Annotated in this window: 19 protein-coding genes; 14 read left to right on the top strand and 5 right to left on the bottom strand. The window is 70.4% G+C overall.

Annotated elements, in window-relative coordinates:
* Positions 1–78: 78 nt before the first annotated feature.
* Genes FB475_RS25400 through FB475_RS25360 form a run of 9 tightly spaced genes read left to right on the top strand, consistent with a single transcriptional unit; the run spans position 79 to position 9,847 of the window.
* A complete protein-coding gene (locus FB475_RS25400; protein ID WP_141859063.1) occupies positions 79–1,716 on the top strand; it encodes a carbamoyltransferase family protein in 1,638 nt (545 codons plus the stop codon).
* A complete protein-coding gene (locus FB475_RS25395; RefSeq protein ID WP_141859062.1) occupies positions 1,713–3,164 on the top strand; it encodes an HAD-IIIA family hydrolase in 1,452 nt (483 codons plus the stop codon). The genes FB475_RS25400 and FB475_RS25395 overlap by 4 nt, the downstream gene beginning before the upstream one ends.
* On the top strand, positions 3,161–4,153 hold the full coding sequence (locus tag FB475_RS25390) for a glycosyltransferase family 9 protein (protein ID WP_141859061.1): 993 nt from the start codon (positions 3,161–3,163) through the stop codon (positions 4,151–4,153). Before FB475_RS25395 ends, FB475_RS25390 begins: the two co-directional genes overlap by 4 nt.
* Positions 4,150–5,097: a glycosyltransferase gene (locus tag FB475_RS25385; protein ID WP_141859060.1), complete on the top strand. Its 948-nt coding sequence runs from the start codon at positions 4,150–4,152 to the stop codon at positions 5,095–5,097. Before FB475_RS25390 ends, FB475_RS25385 begins: the two co-directional genes overlap by 4 nt.
* Positions 5,094–6,296 (top strand): glycosyltransferase, encoded by a 1,203-nt coding sequence (locus FB475_RS25380; RefSeq protein WP_141859059.1) that lies wholly within the window; start codon positions 5,094–5,096, stop codon positions 6,294–6,296. The genes FB475_RS25385 and FB475_RS25380 overlap by 4 nt, the downstream gene beginning before the upstream one ends.
* Positions 6,293–6,898 (top strand): D-sedoheptulose-7-phosphate isomerase, encoded by a 606-nt coding sequence (locus FB475_RS25375; protein WP_141859058.1) that lies wholly within the window; start codon positions 6,293–6,295, stop codon positions 6,896–6,898. The genes FB475_RS25380 and FB475_RS25375 overlap by 4 nt, the downstream gene beginning before the upstream one ends.
* Complete coding sequence (locus FB475_RS25370) at positions 6,895–8,247, top strand: PfkB family carbohydrate kinase (RefSeq protein WP_141859057.1); 1,353 nt, start codon at positions 6,895–6,897, stop codon at positions 8,245–8,247. The genes FB475_RS25375 and FB475_RS25370 overlap by 4 nt, the downstream gene beginning before the upstream one ends.
* Positions 8,244–8,930, top strand: coding sequence for an SDR family oxidoreductase (locus tag FB475_RS25365; RefSeq protein WP_141859056.1), 687 nt, complete (start codon positions 8,244–8,246; stop codon positions 8,928–8,930). The genes FB475_RS25370 and FB475_RS25365 overlap by 4 nt, the downstream gene beginning before the upstream one ends.
* A complete protein-coding gene (locus FB475_RS25360) occupies positions 8,927–9,847 on the top strand; it encodes a glycosyltransferase family 9 protein (RefSeq protein WP_185759426.1) in 921 nt (306 codons plus the stop codon). The genes FB475_RS25365 and FB475_RS25360 overlap by 4 nt, the downstream gene beginning before the upstream one ends.
* Here the strand turns inward: FB475_RS25360 and FB475_RS25355 are convergent.
* Both FB475_RS25355 and FB475_RS25350 read right to left on the bottom strand, forming a co-directional pair.
* Positions 9,780–10,748, bottom strand: a complete 969-nt coding sequence (locus FB475_RS25355) for a UDP-glucuronic acid decarboxylase family protein (protein WP_141859055.1) — start codon at positions 10,746–10,748, stop codon at positions 9,780–9,782. The genes FB475_RS25360 and FB475_RS25355 overlap by 68 nt on opposite strands.
* A complete protein-coding gene (locus FB475_RS25350; RefSeq protein ID WP_141859054.1) occupies positions 10,745–10,996 on the bottom strand; it encodes a hypothetical protein in 252 nt (83 codons plus the stop codon). The genes FB475_RS25355 and FB475_RS25350 overlap by 4 nt, the downstream gene beginning before the upstream one ends.
* 166 nt (positions 10,997–11,162) lie before the next feature.
* On the opposite strand from FB475_RS25350, the gene FB475_RS25345 reads away from it, so the two are divergent.
* On the top strand, positions 11,163–11,945 hold the full coding sequence (locus FB475_RS25345; RefSeq protein WP_141859053.1) for a sigma-70 family RNA polymerase sigma factor: 783 nt from the start codon (positions 11,163–11,165) through the stop codon (positions 11,943–11,945).
* 14 nt (positions 11,946–11,959) lie between these two features.
* On the opposite strand, the gene FB475_RS36920 is transcribed toward FB475_RS25345, so the two are convergent.
* Complete coding sequence (locus FB475_RS36920; RefSeq protein WP_185759425.1) at positions 11,960–12,739, bottom strand: hypothetical protein; 780 nt, start codon at positions 12,737–12,739, stop codon at positions 11,960–11,962.
* Between the two features lie 19 nt (positions 12,740–12,758).
* A complete protein-coding gene (locus tag FB475_RS25325; protein WP_141859049.1) occupies positions 12,759–12,968 on the bottom strand; it encodes a hypothetical protein in 210 nt (69 codons plus the stop codon).
* A gap of 110 nt (positions 12,969–13,078) precedes the next feature.
* On the opposite strand from FB475_RS25325, the gene FB475_RS25320 reads away from it, so the two are divergent.
* The 4 genes from FB475_RS25320 (at position 13,079) to FB475_RS37260 (ending at position 15,096) form a co-directional block, all read left to right on the top strand.
* The gene (locus FB475_RS25320; RefSeq protein ID WP_141859048.1) at positions 13,079–13,540 is read left to right on the top strand and encodes a MarR family winged helix-turn-helix transcriptional regulator; all 462 of its coding nucleotides are present in this window, start codon (positions 13,079–13,081) and stop codon (positions 13,538–13,540) included.
* Between the two features lie 4 nt (positions 13,541–13,544).
* Complete coding sequence (locus tag FB475_RS36915) at positions 13,545–13,697, top strand: hypothetical protein (protein ID WP_185759424.1); 153 nt, start codon at positions 13,545–13,547, stop codon at positions 13,695–13,697.
* Between the two features lie 268 nt (positions 13,698–13,965).
* On the top strand, positions 13,966–14,898 hold the full coding sequence (locus tag FB475_RS25315) for a Gfo/Idh/MocA family protein (protein ID WP_202878496.1): 933 nt from the start codon (positions 13,966–13,968) through the stop codon (positions 14,896–14,898).
* A gap of 6 nt (positions 14,899–14,904) precedes the next feature.
* Positions 14,905–15,096 carry a hypothetical protein gene (locus FB475_RS37260; protein WP_202878495.1) on the top strand — a complete coding sequence of 64 codons (192 nt, stop codon included), beginning with the start codon at positions 14,905–14,907 and terminating at the stop codon, positions 15,094–15,096.
* A 17-nt stretch (positions 15,097–15,113) separates the two neighbouring features.
* Here the strand turns inward: FB475_RS37260 and FB475_RS25310 are convergent, their stop codons facing one another.
* Positions 15,114–15,875 carry an IclR family transcriptional regulator gene (locus tag FB475_RS25310; RefSeq protein WP_141859047.1) on the bottom strand — a complete coding sequence of 254 codons (762 nt, stop codon included), beginning with the start codon at positions 15,873–15,875 and terminating at the stop codon, positions 15,114–15,116.
* Positions 15,876–15,960 lie beyond the last annotated feature (85 nt).

Genomic DNA, 15,960 nt, shown 5'->3' with positions numbered 1-15,960 from the left:
CCGGACGAGCAGCGCTACTGCGTGTAGGAGCGGTTCGCGCCGGGTACCGCCGCGGCTTCCACGGGAGGGCAGGCAGGTATGAAGGTGCTCGGAGTCAACGCGATCTTCCACGACCCGTCGGCGGCGCTGGTCATCGACGGCCGGACAGTGGCCGCGGCCGAGGAGGAACGGTTCTGCCGGCGCAAGCACGGCAAGCGCCCGGTTCCCTGGTCGGCCTGGGAACTTCCGGAGCAGGCGATCCGCTGGTGCCTGGACGAGGCCGGGATCGGTCCGGAGGATCTCGACCGGGTCGGCTACTCCTTCGATCCGTCTCTTTGCGTGGACCTGGCCGAGCTCGGTGTCAGCGATCCGGGTGACGCGATGCGCACCGACTACGCCCGGCGCGCGCCCAGGTTCCTGAGCACAACGCTTCCCGGGCTCGATCCGCAGAAGGTCGTCTTCGTCCCACACCATGTCGCCCATGCCGCGTCGGCCGGACTCGCAGCGCCGTACACCGACAACGCCTGCCTGGTCCTGGACGGCCGGGGCGAGCGGGCGTCCCACCTGGCCGGGCACTACCGGGACGGTGACCTCGAGGTGTTCGGGGCGCAGCAACTCCCGCACTCGCTGGGATTGCTCTACGAGGACCTCACCGATCACCTCGGCTTCTTGCGGTCCAGCGACGAGTACAAGGTGATGGCGCTGGCGTCGTACGGAAAGCCCAGGCATCTCGACGACTTCCGCGAACTGGTCCGAACCACGTCCGAGGGTGGTTTCCGCACCCAGCCGGTCGACTGGTCGGCGTACGCGCCGCGGCTGGCGAAGGGCGAGGAACTGACCGAGGCGCACGCCGACCTCGCCTGCAGTGTGCAACGCCGCCTGGAGGAAGTGCTCCTCGAACTCGCCACCTGGCTGTACGAACAGTGCGGCTCCCGCAACCTGACGATGGCCGGCGGTACGGCGCTGAACTGCGTCGCGAACTCGGTCCTCGCGCGCCGCGGCCCGTACGACAACGTCTGGGTCCAGCCGGCCGCGGGTGACGCCGGCACGTCCTTGGGCGCGGCGCTGCAGCTGACCGCGGCGAGCGGACTCCGTCCGGAACCGATGACCACCGCCGCGCTCGGCCGCGGGTGGACCGGCGACGAACTGCGTGCCCGGCTCGAGCGCGCCGCGCTGCCGTTCGAGACACCTTCCGATCTGGCGGCGGTCGTCGCCGAGGCGCTGGCCTCGAACGCCGTGGTCGCCTGGTACCAGGGCAGGTCCGAGTACGGCCCGCGCGCGCTCGGCCATCGATCGCTGCTCGCGCATCCGGGCGACCGCCGCAATCTCGAACGGCTGAATGACATCAAGGGCCGCGAACAGTTCCGGCCGGTCGCTCCGCTGGTGCTGACCGAGCGAGCCGCCGAGATCTTCGACGGTCCGCTGCCGAGCCCGTACATGCTGTTCGTCCACGACGTCGCCGCTGCCTGGCGGGACCGCATCCCGGCGGTCGTTCACGTCGACGGAACCGCACGTATCCAAACCGTTGACCGATCGAACGAGCCGTTGCTGGCATCGCTGCTGGACGAGTTCGACCGGCGGACCGGGCTGCCGGTGCTGGTCAACACCAGCCTGAACACGTCCGGCCGGCCGATGGTCGACAGCCCGTCCGACGCGCTCGAACTGTTCGGCTCCACTCCCGCCGATCTCCTCGTTCTGGGACCGCACGTGGTCCGCCGCGCGGGAGCGTTTCGATGACGGCGTGGTCGGTCGTCGTACCCACGATCGGCAGGCCCAGCCTTGCGGACCTGCTCGCCGACCTCGCCGCCCAGCCGAACCAGCCCGCCCGGGTCATCGTCGTCAACGACCGGCCCGCCGAAGCACCGCCGGTGGCGAACTTCCCCGGCGCCCTGGTCGTCCCGGCCCGAGGCCGCGGCCCGGCGGCCGCCCGGAATCTCGGCTGGCGGCGAGCCGATACCGATTGGGTCGTCTTCCTCGACGACGACGTACGGCTACCCAGCGACTGGTCCGCCCTGCTGCTGCGTCATCTCGAGTCCGCCGCGCCGCGGATCGGCGGTGTCCAGGCGCGGATCGACGTACCCGAACCTGCTGGACGGCGGCCCACCGACTGGGAACGAAGTACGGCGGGACTCCGGACGGCACGTTGGGCGACCGCGGACATGGCCTACCGCACCACCGCACTCGAGCAGGTGCACGGTTTCGACGAACGTTTCCCGCGGGCCTACCGTGAGGACGCCGACTTGGCCAGGCGCGTCCGGGACGCGGGCTGGCAGCTCGTCCGTGGAGAGCGCCGCATCGTTCATCCGGTCCGTCCGGCCGGGTTCTGGACGAGTGTGCGCGTCCAGAAGGGCAACGCGGACGACTCGCTGCTGCGGGCGATCTACGGACCGAACTGGCGGACGCTGACCGAGTGCGGACCGGGACGGCTCCCCCTGCATCTGTCGACGGTCGCGGCAGCGGCGGGCCTGCTGACCAAGCACCGCCGGATCGCCGCCGTGCTGTGGGCTGCCCAGTACGCCGAGTTCGCGACGCGCCGGATCCTGCCCGGCCCGCGAACGGCTCCGGAGATCGCCCGGATGCTGGTCACCTCGGCGGTCATCCCGTTCGTTGCGGTGGGCAACCGGATCGCCGGGTGGTGGCGCCACCCCAACAGCGAGGCCTGGCCGGGTCCGGTGCGGGCGGTGCTGTTCGACCGCGACGGCACGCTCGTCCACGACGTTCCCTACAACGGCGATCCCGCGCGTGTCCGACTGGTCGACGGCGCCGCACACGCCGTCGAACGGCTCCGCCGAGCCGGCCTCCGGATCGGTGTGGTGACCAACCAGTCCGGCGTCGGACGCGGTCTGCTCACCGTCGGCCAGATGACGGATGTGAACACCAGAGTCGACGAGCTGCTCGGACGGCTCGATACCTGGCAGGTCTGCCCACATGCTCCCGAGGACCAGTGTCAGTGCCGCAAGCCACGCGGCGGGCTGATCCGGCAGGCCGCACGTCAGCTGGGGGTTCCGCCACACCAGATCGTCGTCATCGGCGACATCGGTGCGGACGTCAGCGCGGCACGGTCGGCCGGCGCCCGGGCGATCCTGGTCCCGAACGCGCAGACCCGCGCCGAGGAGATCGTGTCCGCACCGGCGCGCGCACTGGATCTCGCGGCCGCCGTCGACTGGGTGCTGGGAGCGCGATGAAGACGGTGCTGGTCGCCCGGATGGACAACGACGGCGATGTGCTGCTGGCAGGCCCGGCAGTACGCGCGCTGGCAACCACCGATCGCGTCGTCCTGCTCGTCTCCCCGACCGGCGAACAGGCGGCCCGGCAGCTACCGGGCGTTCACGACGTACTCGTGTGGCCGTGCCCGTGGACCGGCTTCGACCCGCCGAAGGTCGACCGCCGGTCGGTGAACACGCTGATCGACGCGCTGGCACTCGAACACCTCGGCGCCGGCTTCGTGCTCACCTCGTTCCATCAGGGTCCGTTGCCGATGGCATTCGTCCTGCGGCTGGCCGGGCTGCGCTACATCGCGGCGAACTGTGAGGACTACCCCGGCTCATTGCTCGACCTGCGCAACCATCCCCCGCCCAGCCACGAGGTCGACCGCGGACTCGACCTGGTCCGCGCCGCGGGCTACGACCTGCCGGCCGGCGACGACGGAGCGCTGCGGGTCAAACGCTTGCTCCCGGCCCCGGACGCCAAGTACGTCGTCGTCCATCCGGGCGCGTCCGTTCCCGCCCGAACGGCGAGTCCGCGGTGGTTCCGGGCCTTGGTAGCCGCATTGACCGCCGAGGGCCACCAGGTCTGGGTGACCGGCACCGCTACCGAACGCGAGCTGACCAGGTTCGTTGCTGGCAGCAACGGTGTGGATCTCGGCGGGAAGACCCGGTATCCCGAACTCGCGGCGATCCTGGACGGCGCGGACTGTGTCGTGGTCGGCAATACCGGTCCCGCCCATCTGGCGGCCGCGGTCGCCACTCCGGTCGTGTCGCTGTTCGCACCTGTCGTACCGCTCGACCGCTGGGCGCCGTGGAAGGTGCCGTGCGTCGTGCTCGGTGACCAACAGGCGGCGTGCCGGGACAGCCGCGCCAGGCAATGCCCCGTTCCCGGCCATCCGTGCCTGGACGCCGTACCGATCGAAGAGGCCGTCGCCGCGGTCCACAAACTCGTCGAGGAGGTCGCGTGAGAATCCTGGCCTGGCATGTCCATGCCGCATGGATGACGTCGTTCGTCCAGGGCAACCACGACTATCTCGTCCCGGTGCTGCCGGACCGCGGGCCGGACGGGCGTGGCCGCGCCGAGACCTATCCGTGGCCCTCCTCGGTCCGTGAGGTGAGCCCGGCAGAGTTGCCGGAGACGGAGATCGACGTCGTCGTCCTGCAGCGACCGCACGAGCTCGCGCTCTTCCAGCAGTGGAGCGGCCGGTCGACCGGGCGGTACGGCGTACCCGCCGTGTACGTCGAACACAACACTCCCCGCGGCGACATCAACGACTGGCAGCATCCGCTGGCCGCACGCAACGACGTCCCGATCGTGCACGTCACCGAGTTCAACCGGATGATGTGGGACAACGGCCGCGCTCCGGCGCTGATGATCGAGCACGGCGTACCGGACTACGGCTACCGCTACACCGGCCGCATCGATTCGCTCGCGGCCGCGGTCAACGAGCCGGTACGCCGGTGGCGCGTCGCCGGGATGGACCTCGCGCAGACCATTGCCCACCACGTACCGGTCAGCGTGTACGGCATGGGCTCCGACGAACTGCCCGACGACTTCGCGACGACGGCGGACCTGTCCCAGAGCGAACTGCACGACCGGATGGCCGAGCACTTCGCTTACCTGCATCCCTACCGCTGGACGAGTCTCGGGCTGTCACTCGTCGAAGCGATGACGCTGGGCTGTCCCGTTCTGGTGAACGCGACGACCGCGGCACCCGAGTCCGTACCGCCCGCAGCCGGGGTCGTCTCGTCGGATCCCACCGTCCTCACCCGCACTGCGCTGCGCTGGCGGATCGATCACGACGAGGCCCGGCAGTACGGCCTGGCGGCCCGCGAACACGCCCTGCGCCGCTTCGGGCTCGGACGCTTTCTCGACGACTGGGACCACGTCCTGAAGGAGGTATGCCGATGAGGATCGCGATGATCTCCGAACACGCGAGCCCGCTCGCCGTGATCGGCGGCGCCGACGCCGGCGGCCAGAACGTCCACCTCGCGGCACTCTCCCGTGCCCTGGCCGACCGCGGCCACACGGTCGAGGTCTACACCCGCCGGGACGGCACCGAGAGCGCGGAACAGGTCACGCTCTCGCCCGGCGTCGAGGTGATCCACGTCCCGGCCGGTCCGCCGCAGCCGATCCCGAAGGACGAGCTGCTGCCGTACATGCCGGACTTCGGCGACTGGCTCGCCCGGCGCTGGATCACCGGCGCACCCGAGGTGGTGCATTCGCATTTCTGGATGTCGGGGGTCGCCGCCATCGTGGCTCGTCAGCACGTCCCGTTCGCCTCGGCGCAGACGTTCCACGCCCTCGGTGTGGTCAAGCGTCGTCACCAGGGCGCCAGGGACACCAGCCCGGCCGAGCGGGTCGCCTTGGAACGCCGGATCGCGCTCGAGTCGGACGCGGTGATCGCCACCGCGACCGAAGAGGTCCGCGAGCTGCTCGACCTCGGCTGCCGCGCCGAGACGCTGCACGTGGTCCCGTGTGGAGTCGACGACTTTCCGCCGACCGCGCCGGACGGCCGATGGTGGCGGCACAGCGGCGGTCGCGTCGTCTCGCTCGGCCGGCTGGTCGAGCGGAAGGGTGTCGACACGGTGATCGAGGCGCTCGCCGAGCTGCCGGACGCCGAACTCGTCGTGGCCGGCGGCCCGGCCACCGGCTTCGACGACGATCCCGAGGTCCGCCGGTTGCGGGCCGTTGCCGAGCGCAACGGACTGTCCGATCGGGTGTCGCTGATCGGACCGATCCCCCGCGACCAGGTGCCCGCGCTGCTCGGGTCCGCCGATGTCGTTGCCTGCACACCCTGGTACGAGCCGTTCGGTATTGTGCCGCTGGAGGCGATGGCCTGCGGCAAACCGGTCGTCGGCGCCGCTGTCGGTGGACTGCTCGACACTGTCGTGGACGGCAGGACCGGAATTCACGTACCACCCCGCGATCCGCACCGGCTCGCGGAAGTACTGCGCGAGTTGCTCGCGGACCCGGGCCGCCGGGAAGCCCTCGGCCGGGCCGGGCGGGCCCGGATCGCCGAGAACTACACCTGGCCCAAGGTCGCCGAAGCCACCGAGAACGTGTACCGGCGGATCGTCGCGCCGGTCACCAGTGAGAGGTCCCGATGAGCGTCGGATTCGGGGTCCTCGACACCCATCTCGAGCACCTGGACACCGGCCTGCGGAGCCTGGCGGAGCAGCAGGATCGGCTGGAACGTTGGGCGAGCCAATTGTCGGCCGGTTTCGCGGCAGGACGACGTTTGCTCGTCGCCGGCAACGGTGGCAGCGCGGCCGAGGCCCAGCACCTGACCGCCGAGCTGGTCGGCCGGTTCGAGATGGACCGCCGGGCGTTACCCGCGATCGCCCTGCACGCCGAGACCTCGAGCCTGACCGCGATCGGCAACGACTTCGGTCAGCAGGACGTGTTCGCGCGTCAGGTCCAGGCGCACGGCCGGACCGGCGACGTGCTCCTGCTGCTGTCCACCAGCGGCCGGAGCGCGAACCTGCTCGGGGCCGCCGCGACGGCGCGGGAGTACGACATCGACGTGTGGGCGATGACCGGCCCGCGGCCCAATCCGCTCGGCGACACCGCCGACGACGTACTGGCGATCGACACCCCGGCGCCGACCGCGGTCCAGGAGGTCCAACTGGTCGCGATCCATGCCCTGTGCGCCGCCACCGAGCGGCACTGGGCCGACGGCCCGGCACGAATCCAGGAGGTGCCCCGATGATCGTTCGCGTTGTGGTGATCGGCGACGTACTGCTCGACCGGGACATCGAGGGCGATGTCCACCGGGTCGCCCCCGACGCACCTGTTCCGGTCGTCGAGGTCGGTACCGTGGCGGAGCGTGCCGGCGGCGCCGGTCTTGCGGCGATCCAGCTCGCGAACCGTCCGGACGTCGAGGTCCGGTTGGTGACCGCACTCGCCGACGACGAGCCGGCCAAGCGGCTGTCCGCACTGCTGACCGACCGGCTCACAGTGACCCAGATCGCCACCGCGCCCGGGACTCGGTGCAAGACACGAATCCGCAGCAATGGCCAGTCCGTGTTGCGGATGGACATCGAAGCGGCTGCCGAGATCTCCGACGACCCTGACCTCACGCTGCTCGAAGCAGAGCTGGAGGATGCCGACGCGGTCCTCGTCTCGGACTACGCCGGCGGTCTCACCACGCATCCGGGCATCCGTTCGGTCCTGCACCGGTGGGCCAGCCAACGAGCGATGGTCTGGGACCCGCACCCACGCGGCGGTACGCCGGTACCGGGTCTCACCCTGGTCACGCCCAACACCTCGGAAGCCCGGGCGTTCGGCCCGGACCCGCGGGCGCCGCTCGACGAACTCGCCGGACAACTCCGGGACCTGTGGCAGGCGTGGGCGGTCGCGATCACCGACGGGCCGAACGGCGTCTTCACCGCTTCCAGCGGACCGGTCTCGTTCACGCCGAGCCCGTTCGAGCATCACGGCGACGCGTGCGGCGCCGGCGACCGGTTCGCGGCAACTGTCGCGGCTCGGCTCGGAGCCGGAGCCGTTGTCCGGACCGCGATCCAGGACGCCGTCGACGACACGGCGGCCTGGCTGCGCGCCGGTGGTGTGAACGCGACCGCTGCGCCGGACGCGACCGCGGTTCGCGAGCTCGACGCGGGCGAGCTGATCCGGCGGGTGCATGCCACCGGTGGGACGGTGGTCGCGACCGGCGGATGCTTCGACGTCCTGCACGCCGGCCACATCGCCTGCCTGCAGGCTGCTCGCCGGCTCGGCGACGCCCTGGTCGTCCTGGTGAACTCCGACGCCAGCGTCCAGCGTCTGAAGGGCGCCGATCGTCCGGTGAACCCGATCGCGGACCGCTGCCGGGTGCTGCGGTCACTCCGCGAGGTCGACGCGGTCGCCGTCTTCGGGGGCAACGATCCGTGCGAGCTCCTGGACCAGTTGCGGCCGGACGTCTGGGTCAAGGGCGGCGACTACGCGGGCGAACAGTTGCCCGAGGCACAGATTGTGAAGAGCTGGGGCGGCCGCGTGGTCGTCGTACCGTACCTGGACGGCCGGTCGACCAGCGCGATCCTCGACGGAAGGAAGATCGGATGAGCCTGCAAAGAGTGGCCGTCACCGGCGGCTCCAGTGGCCTCGGCGCGGCGGTGGTTCGCGCCGTACAGAAGAACGGCGGGACCGCGGTCGCGCTCGACCGGCAGCGACCGGCGGACGACAGCGTTCCGTGGGTCGAGGTGGATCTCGCGGACCCGCACGCCGCCGAACCCGCGGTCGCCCGGGCCGAAGACCTGATCGGTCCACTGACCGGTGTCGTGACGGCCGCGGGCATCGACTCGTGCGGAAAACTCGAAGAGGTTCCGCTCGACGACTGGGTCCGGGTCGTGACCGTCGACCTGATCGGTACGGCGGCTGTCGCGCGGGCGGCGGTACCGCGGCTCGAGCCGACGCACGGCCGGCTGGTGACGATCGCGTCCACGCTCGGGCTGCGCGCGTTGAGCGACGCGACGGCGTACTGCGCCTCGAAGTTCGGCGTGGTCGGGTTCACCCGCGCCCTCGCGGTCGAGACCGCCGGCCGGATCGGCGTCACGATGATCGTTCCCGGCGGGATGCGGACCAGCTTCTTCGACGGCCGCCCGGACCAGTACAAACCCGGCGCCGACGCGATGCTGAACGATCCCGAGGTGGTCGCGGACACGATCGTCTTCGCGCTGAGCCAGCCCACGAACGTCGAGATCCGCGAGCTGGTCATCTGCCCGTCGGTCGAGCCGTCCTGGCCGTGACCGTTCCCGTCCTGGCCCTGCGAGCGCTCGGCCTCGGCGACGCGCTGACCGGAGTCCCCGCGCTGCGGGGGCTCCGGCGGCTGTGGCCGGACCAGCCGTTGCTCTTGGCAACCAGCGGGCCGTTGGGCCGCTGGCTGTCGGGGCTCGGCGTAGTGGACGACGTCGTACCTGCCGGCGGGCTCGAGGCGCTGCCGCGGATCGGACGTCATGTGGCCGTCAACCTGCACGGGCGAGGACCGCAGAGTCATCGGCTGCTGCTGGACGGCCGTCCGGACGAGTTGATCGCCTTCGACTGCGTCGAGGCCGGGTATCGCAGCAAGTCGTACTGGCAGACGTACGAACACGAGGTCGATCGGTGGTGCCGGCTCGTGTGCGACATCGGCGGGAACTGCACCGCTGACGATCTGCGGCTGACATCGGGCGCGCCACATCGGTCCGGCGTCGTACTACATCCGAGCGCGGCGTCCGAGGCGCGACGGTGGCCGCCGGAGCGGTGGACGGCGGTCGCCCGTGCCCTGCTCGCGGATGGCGAAGACGTTCTGCTCACCGGGTCGGAACGCGAGCTGTGTGCGCAGATCGCCCGGGCGTCGGGAGCCCGGGACTCGAGTGGTGGCCTACCGCTCGACGTACTCGCAGAACTGGTCGGATCGGCGCGCCTGGTACTCAGCGGGGACACAGGAGTCGCACATCTGGCGACTGCGACCCGGACGCCGTCGGTGACCCTGTTCGGCCCGGTACCGCCGGAGCTGTGGGGGCCCGCGATCGACCATCATCTGCATGCGGTGCTCTATCACCGCGGCCCGCTGGGCGATCCGCACGGCAGCGAACCGGATCCTTCGCTGCTCGGAATCAGCGTCCGTGAAGTGCTGCAGACTGCGTGGGCACAGCTGTCCGGAACCAGTCAACGGTCTGCTTGAGCCCGTCGCGCCAGCCCACCCGCGGTTCCCAGCCGAGCAGCTCGCGCGCCTTGGTGGTGTCCGGACGCCGTACCTTCGGATCGTCCTGCGGTCGCTCGACGAACTCGATCCCGGATACCGAGCCGGTCAGCGCGAGGACGTCCTGGGCGATCGCGAGCACGGTCCGTTCGTCCGGATTCCCGATGTTCACCGGCCCCGGCAGCTCGCTGAACGCCAACCGGAGGACGCCTTCCACGGTGTCGGACACGAAGCACACGGATCGGGTCTGGCTGCCGTCCCCGGCCACGGTCAGCGGCTCACCGGCGAGGGCCTGCCGGACGAACGTCGGAATCGCCCGCCCGTCGGCCGGCCGCATCCTCGGGCCGTAGGTGTTGAAGATCCGCACGATCGCGGTGTCGAGGCCTTCGCTGGTCCGGTACGCCGTCGTGAGCGCCTCGGCGTACCGCTTGGCCTCGTCGTACACGCCGCGCGGACCGAGCGGGTTGACGTGCCCCCAGTACTCCTCGGGCTGCGGGTGCACCTGCGGGTCGCCGTACACCTCCGAGGTACTGGCGAGCAGGAACCGGGCGCCCTTCTCCTTGGCCAGCCCGAGCGCGTGCCAGGTGCCGATCGCGCCGACCTTGAGGGTCTGGATCGGCAGCTTCAGGTAGTCGATCGGCGACGCCGGGCTGGCGAAGTGCAGGACCAGGTCCACCGGTCCCGGGACGTGCAGGAACTCGGTCAGATCGCAGCGGACGAAGGAGAAATCCGGATGCGCGGCGAATCCGGCGAGGTTGTCGGGGGTGCTGGTCAGGAAATTGTCCAGGCAGGTGACCCGATGGCCGTCCGCGATCAACCGCTCACACAGATGACTGCCGACAAAACCCGCGCCACCCGTCACCACGACGTGCTGCTGCTTCATACCTGTCCCTTCCGCCGCACCTCGAGAACCTCGATCGCCGTACCGGCGCCGATCAGGTGGTAGACCGCACTCAGTTGCTCGACGCACATGACCAGCTGCGCGTCCTGGTCCGGTCGCCCGTGTCCCGGCCGCAGGCACTTGTGCTCCAACGCCGAAATCAGCTGCGCCACCTCGGCGGGACCATGACTGTGTATCGCGACCGACAACTCCCGCGTCGCCTCGGCTGTCCACACCACCCGGTTCGGCATGACGGCGCGGTTCCCGCCGGCAGCAGGTGGAAACGCGGTTCGGCGTTCTGAGCAACGGCTGTGAGGCCAGGTTCGGTTGTGTACGGCTGGGTACTCGGACAATGTCCCGGTGGTGGTACAAGGGTGTGCCGTAGCTTGCCGGGGCCGATCCTGTCAGGAAACCACAATGTCATGTGGCCCAGTCGCACACTCCCGGTCGCGCGCTGACGAAGCCGTCGTACTGGAAGGCCTCCTCCGATCCGCCCACTCCGCCCGTGGCCGACGCCGCCAAGAACTGCTCGACCAGGCGGTAGCCGCCGGAATGCCGCTCGCGCGCACCCTCGCCCGTCGCTTCCGTGGCCGCGGCATCGACGACGAAGACCTCGAGCAGATCGCCTGCGAGCACCTCATCAGGGCAGTCCGCAACTACCGTCCGAGTCCCGGCTCCGACTTCCGGTCGTACGCCGTACCCACGATCCGCGGCGGGATCCGGCACCACTTCCGGGACCACGCGTGGGCGATCAAACTCCCCCGCCGGCTCCAGGAGATCCAGACGCGGGTGAACGTCGCACAAACCACGCTCGCCACCGAACTGGGGCGCTGGCCCAGCCACGGCGAGGTCGCCGCGACGCTCGGCGTGGAGGTGGCCGAGGTCATCGAGGCCGAGCAAGCCCGAGGCTGCTTCCAGCCTGTCTCACTGGACGCACCGCATCCCTCCGACGGCCACACCGTCAGCCTCGAACGCACGCTCGCCGACCCGGGCAACACGTTCGCGCTCGTCGACCAGGTGAACACGCTGCGGCCCGTGGTCAAGGAACTGCCGGCCCGCGACCAGCTCATCCTGCACCGGCGCTTCGTCGACCACTACACGCAGGCAGAGATCGGCGCCGAGATCGGCGTCAGCCAGATGCAGGTCTCGCGTCGACTCCGCGACATCCTCACCCAACTCCGCGTCGCCCTCGCGCCCTGAGGCGGTCGGCGAGGTTACTGCGGGTGGTGCTGGTCGCGGCAGATGAACTTGGTCGGGTCTCCGGCGGCTCGGGCTCCGGTGTTGAGCCAGCGGGCCAGGTCGTCGGGGGCCCGGCGTTCGAGTTCGTCGAGGTAGCTCTGGCGCCGGGAGACGATCCGCAGCCGCTCGTCGATCGTGACGGCGCGTTGCAACGCGAGGTAGCTGCGGCGCCAGCGGCGGCACAGCTCGAGGTCGTCCATCGCAGTCACGGGGACGGCCGGTTCCGGATCCGCGGCGGGGAGCCGGGCCGGTGGTTCGGCGGCCGGGCCACGCCGGCGGGCCGGGGCACGTCGGCGGTCCGGGGCACGCCGGCGGTCCGGGGCACGCCGGCGGTCCGGGGCACGCCGGCTGTCCGGGGTCGAGGTCGGGCGGCGGCGGTCCGTTGTCGGAGTCGCCCGGAGGCGGTCGGGAGTCGGGGTCGGCCGGAGGCCAAGCCGCGCAGCGACAGGCGGTGAGGTCACGACGACGAGTGCTATCAAAGCCAGCGTCGCGGCACCTGCGGCCGCGGCGAATCCGCAGATCGCCAGGACAGCTGCTGCGACGGTGAATGCCAGCCGTACGGCGGCCCAGAACGCGGCCGATGCGGTCTGGTCGTCGGCGCGTGCCACCGTGAACCGCATACAACCGGTGACCGTGCCGACCATCGCGAACAGGATCGCGTCGACGGACAGCGGGACGAAGAACAGCGCGGCGACACAACCGATGGCGGTCAGCGTACGGGTCGCTGCCCGCCACACCGCCGGGTAACCGTTCATCGCGCGTCCCTCGGTGGGCTCAGTGCTCGGGTGGTTTCGCAGCCGACGGCTGTAGGGTGATGCCTTCGCGGGCCGCGGCCTCGCGGACCGTGTGCACGGGTCGTTGCAGCTTGAGGGCGATCATCACCGGTGGAAGCCCCGACGCGGCCAGCCGCCGCAACCACGCGAGCTCGACGATCGACCACGGGCGGGCGTCGATACTGCCCGCGAGGTGCCTTGCGGTTGCCATGATGGGGTCCCTTCTCGTCGCGTCGTTCAGGTACCCGGGTCGGCGCGAAACGACACGCCAAGACGGTTCAGCTTGTTAAACTGTTGTCATTCAACAACTAGCATGGGGTCGTGGCACAAGCAAACTCCTCCCGGGTGATCGATACGGTCAGTGACGCCGAAGTCGTCGAGCAGGCGTCGCTGGCGCTGTTCGAGCTGACGCTGAAAGCGCTCTCGGCATCACGGCAGTTGTCGGTACTGCAACTGCGCGTACTGCTCGCGATCGAACAGCACGGCCCGGTCAACCTGGGCGACGTCGCCGACCAGCTCGATCTGTCGAAACCGTCCGCGAGCCGGCTCGTGGCCCGGCTGGTCGACGACGGACTGATCCTGCGCCGCATCCCCGAGACAGACCGCCGCCAGGTCGAGCTCGCCGTGTCGGCCAAAGGCCGCAGGGTCCTCGGCAGCTTGCACCGCGGCCGGCAGCGGAAGATCGGCGACGTACTGGACGCGATGTCACCCGACAGCTCCGAGGCGCTGATCCAGGGCCTGCTGTCCTTCGCCGAAGCAGCCACCACAACGGCCCGCCGATAGTCCCATGACGACGGTCGTCCGGGCCCGCCACGGCGGCAGCCTCGACGCCGCGATCCCCACCCTCACGGGCCGCTCCGGCCCGGTCCCTGATCTGGCCACAGCTGCCACGACGCAACTCGACGTACGCCGAGCCTCCATTCAGCTCCGCCCCACGTAGACCAGGTCAGTGGGTGCGGGTGCGGCGCCTGTCGTGCCGTAGTTCACCGAGCCGGTAGCCGATCCAGATCCGCCAGGCGGCCAGCCCGGCCAGGACACCAACAGAGACCCATAGCGCACTCTGCATGGCATTCTCCCTCCACTAAACCCTCTGTAGGAGAGGTACCCACCCCGAATCACCGTCGCTTCGGAATGGTGAGACAACTGAACGAGTTGGCGGTCGATCGGGGAGACTGGTTGGGCCCGTTCGACGCCTGGAAGAGGTTGCCGTGGATTCGATCAGTTCGGCTGCTGTGCCGACGCGCCCGCCCGTCGATGAGGTCCGGCCGATCCGGTACGGGATTGTGGGGAACGGCTGGCGAGCCGGGGTGTTTCTTCGGATGGCGTATCTGATGCCCCAGCGGTTCCAGGTGACCGGGGTGGTCACGCGGCGCGCGGAGGCGGGGTCCCAGCTGGAGAAGGACTGGGGACTGCCGACGTACCGCACCCTGGACGAGCTGCTGGACGCGGACCGGCCGGACTTCGTCGTGCTGAGCGTGCCGTGGGAGGTGACGCCCGAGCTGACCCGCCAGCTCGTGGCGGCCGGCATACCGGTACTCGCGGAAACGCCGCCGGCACCCGACCTCGACGGGTTGCGGTCACTGTGGTCCGACGTCGGCGCGAGCGGGTTGGTGCAGGTCGCCGAGCAGTACGCGCTGATGCCGCTGCACGCCGCGCGGCTCCAGCTCGTCCGCGACGGGCTGATCGGACAACCGACGTCGGTCCAGGTCAGTTCCACGCATCTGTACCACGTCGTCTCGCTGATGCGGCAGTTCCTCGGCGCCGGCTTCGCGCCCGCGACCGTACTCTCGCAGACGTTCCACGGCCCGCTCGTCGACCCGGTCACGCCCGCCGGCTGGACGCACGACCCCGAGCCGAAGACCGCGAAGACGATCCTGTCGACCGTCGACTTCGGTTCGGCGGGTATGGGCCTGTATGACTTCACCGACAACCAGTGGTGGAACCCACTGCGCCCGGATCACCTGCTGGTCCGCGGTTCCCACGGCGAGATCGCCGACGACACCGTGGTCCGGATGCTCGACCCGACGACACCATCGGCCTCTCGCCTGGAGCGGGGATCCACGGGCATCGGCATGAACTACGACGGGCTGGACCTCACGCACCTGAGCCTCGACGGACGTGTGGTGTTCCGCAATCCGTAGCGGGGCGTGAGCCTGTCCGACGACGACATCGCGGTCGCCACGCTCCTCGAACGCACCGGCGACTGGATCCGCGGCGACGGCCCACCGCCGTACCCACTCGCCGAAGCCTGCCAGGACCACCTGATCGGCCTCGCCATCGAGGAATCCGCCGAGCGCGGCGAACCCGTCACCACAACCCGCGAGGCCTGGGCCTCGTAACCAGCAGCCGTGCGCCGTCAGGCGACGCGCGGACCTGGCCAGCTCGGGGCGCCTAGCTCTCGCGAGATGGTCCGGGCGGTCTCGCGTAGCGCTTCGCGGACCGAGGGCTCCGCGGGCCAGGCGGTGGACGGGAGGACGACGCCGATGGCCCCGGCGACGCCGTCGAAGGCGTCGAAGAGCGGACTGGCCAGGGCGCACTCGCCCAGGACGGCTTCCTCGGCTTCGACGGCCACACCGGTGGTGGCGGCCTCGGTCCATTGGGATTCGAGTGCGGCCAGGTCGGTGAGGGTTTCGCCGGTCATGCTGCGCAGTGGGCCAGCCTCGCCGATGGCTTTCTGTGCCTCGGCGCTGAACGCGCTGATCGCCTTGCCGAGGGCGCTGGCGTGCGCGGGGATCACGATTCCGACCTCGGGCATCTGCCGGCTGCCGTCCGGCCGCGGCTCGTGGTGGATGATCACGACCTCGTCGAGCAGCAGTACGCCGGTACGTACGGCGTACCCGGTCCGGCGGGCGAGCTCGGCGGCCCAGGGTGCCGTCCGCGAGCGGAGCTCGAGAGTGTCCAGGTACACGTTGCCGAGCAGCAGGACCCGCGGCCCGAGCATGTAGCGGCTGGAGCCCCGCTCCTGCACGACCATGCCGTGCCCGACCAGGGTCTTGACGATGCCGTGCACGGTCGAGGCGGGCAGCCCGAGCGCCGCGGCGAGCTCGGTCAGCGTCATCCGGCGGCTGCCCTGCAGGGCGCTGAGCACGCGTACGGCCCGGTCGACCGACTGAATCACCAAGCCTCCTCGACTCCCGCGCGGCGAGCCCGCGCCGCTCAATTGTGCCCGCCGCGCGCCACCGCACACCGAACACCCGGCTCAA

It is taken from the genome of Kribbella jejuensis, from assembly GCF_006715085.1.
In the GTDB taxonomy this organism is placed as follows: Bacteria; Actinomycetota; Actinomycetes; order Propionibacteriales; family Kribbellaceae; genus Kribbella; species Kribbella jejuensis.
The sequence above is the reverse complement of the archived record's forward strand: the minus strand, read 5'-3'. Positions and strand labels throughout refer to the sequence as shown.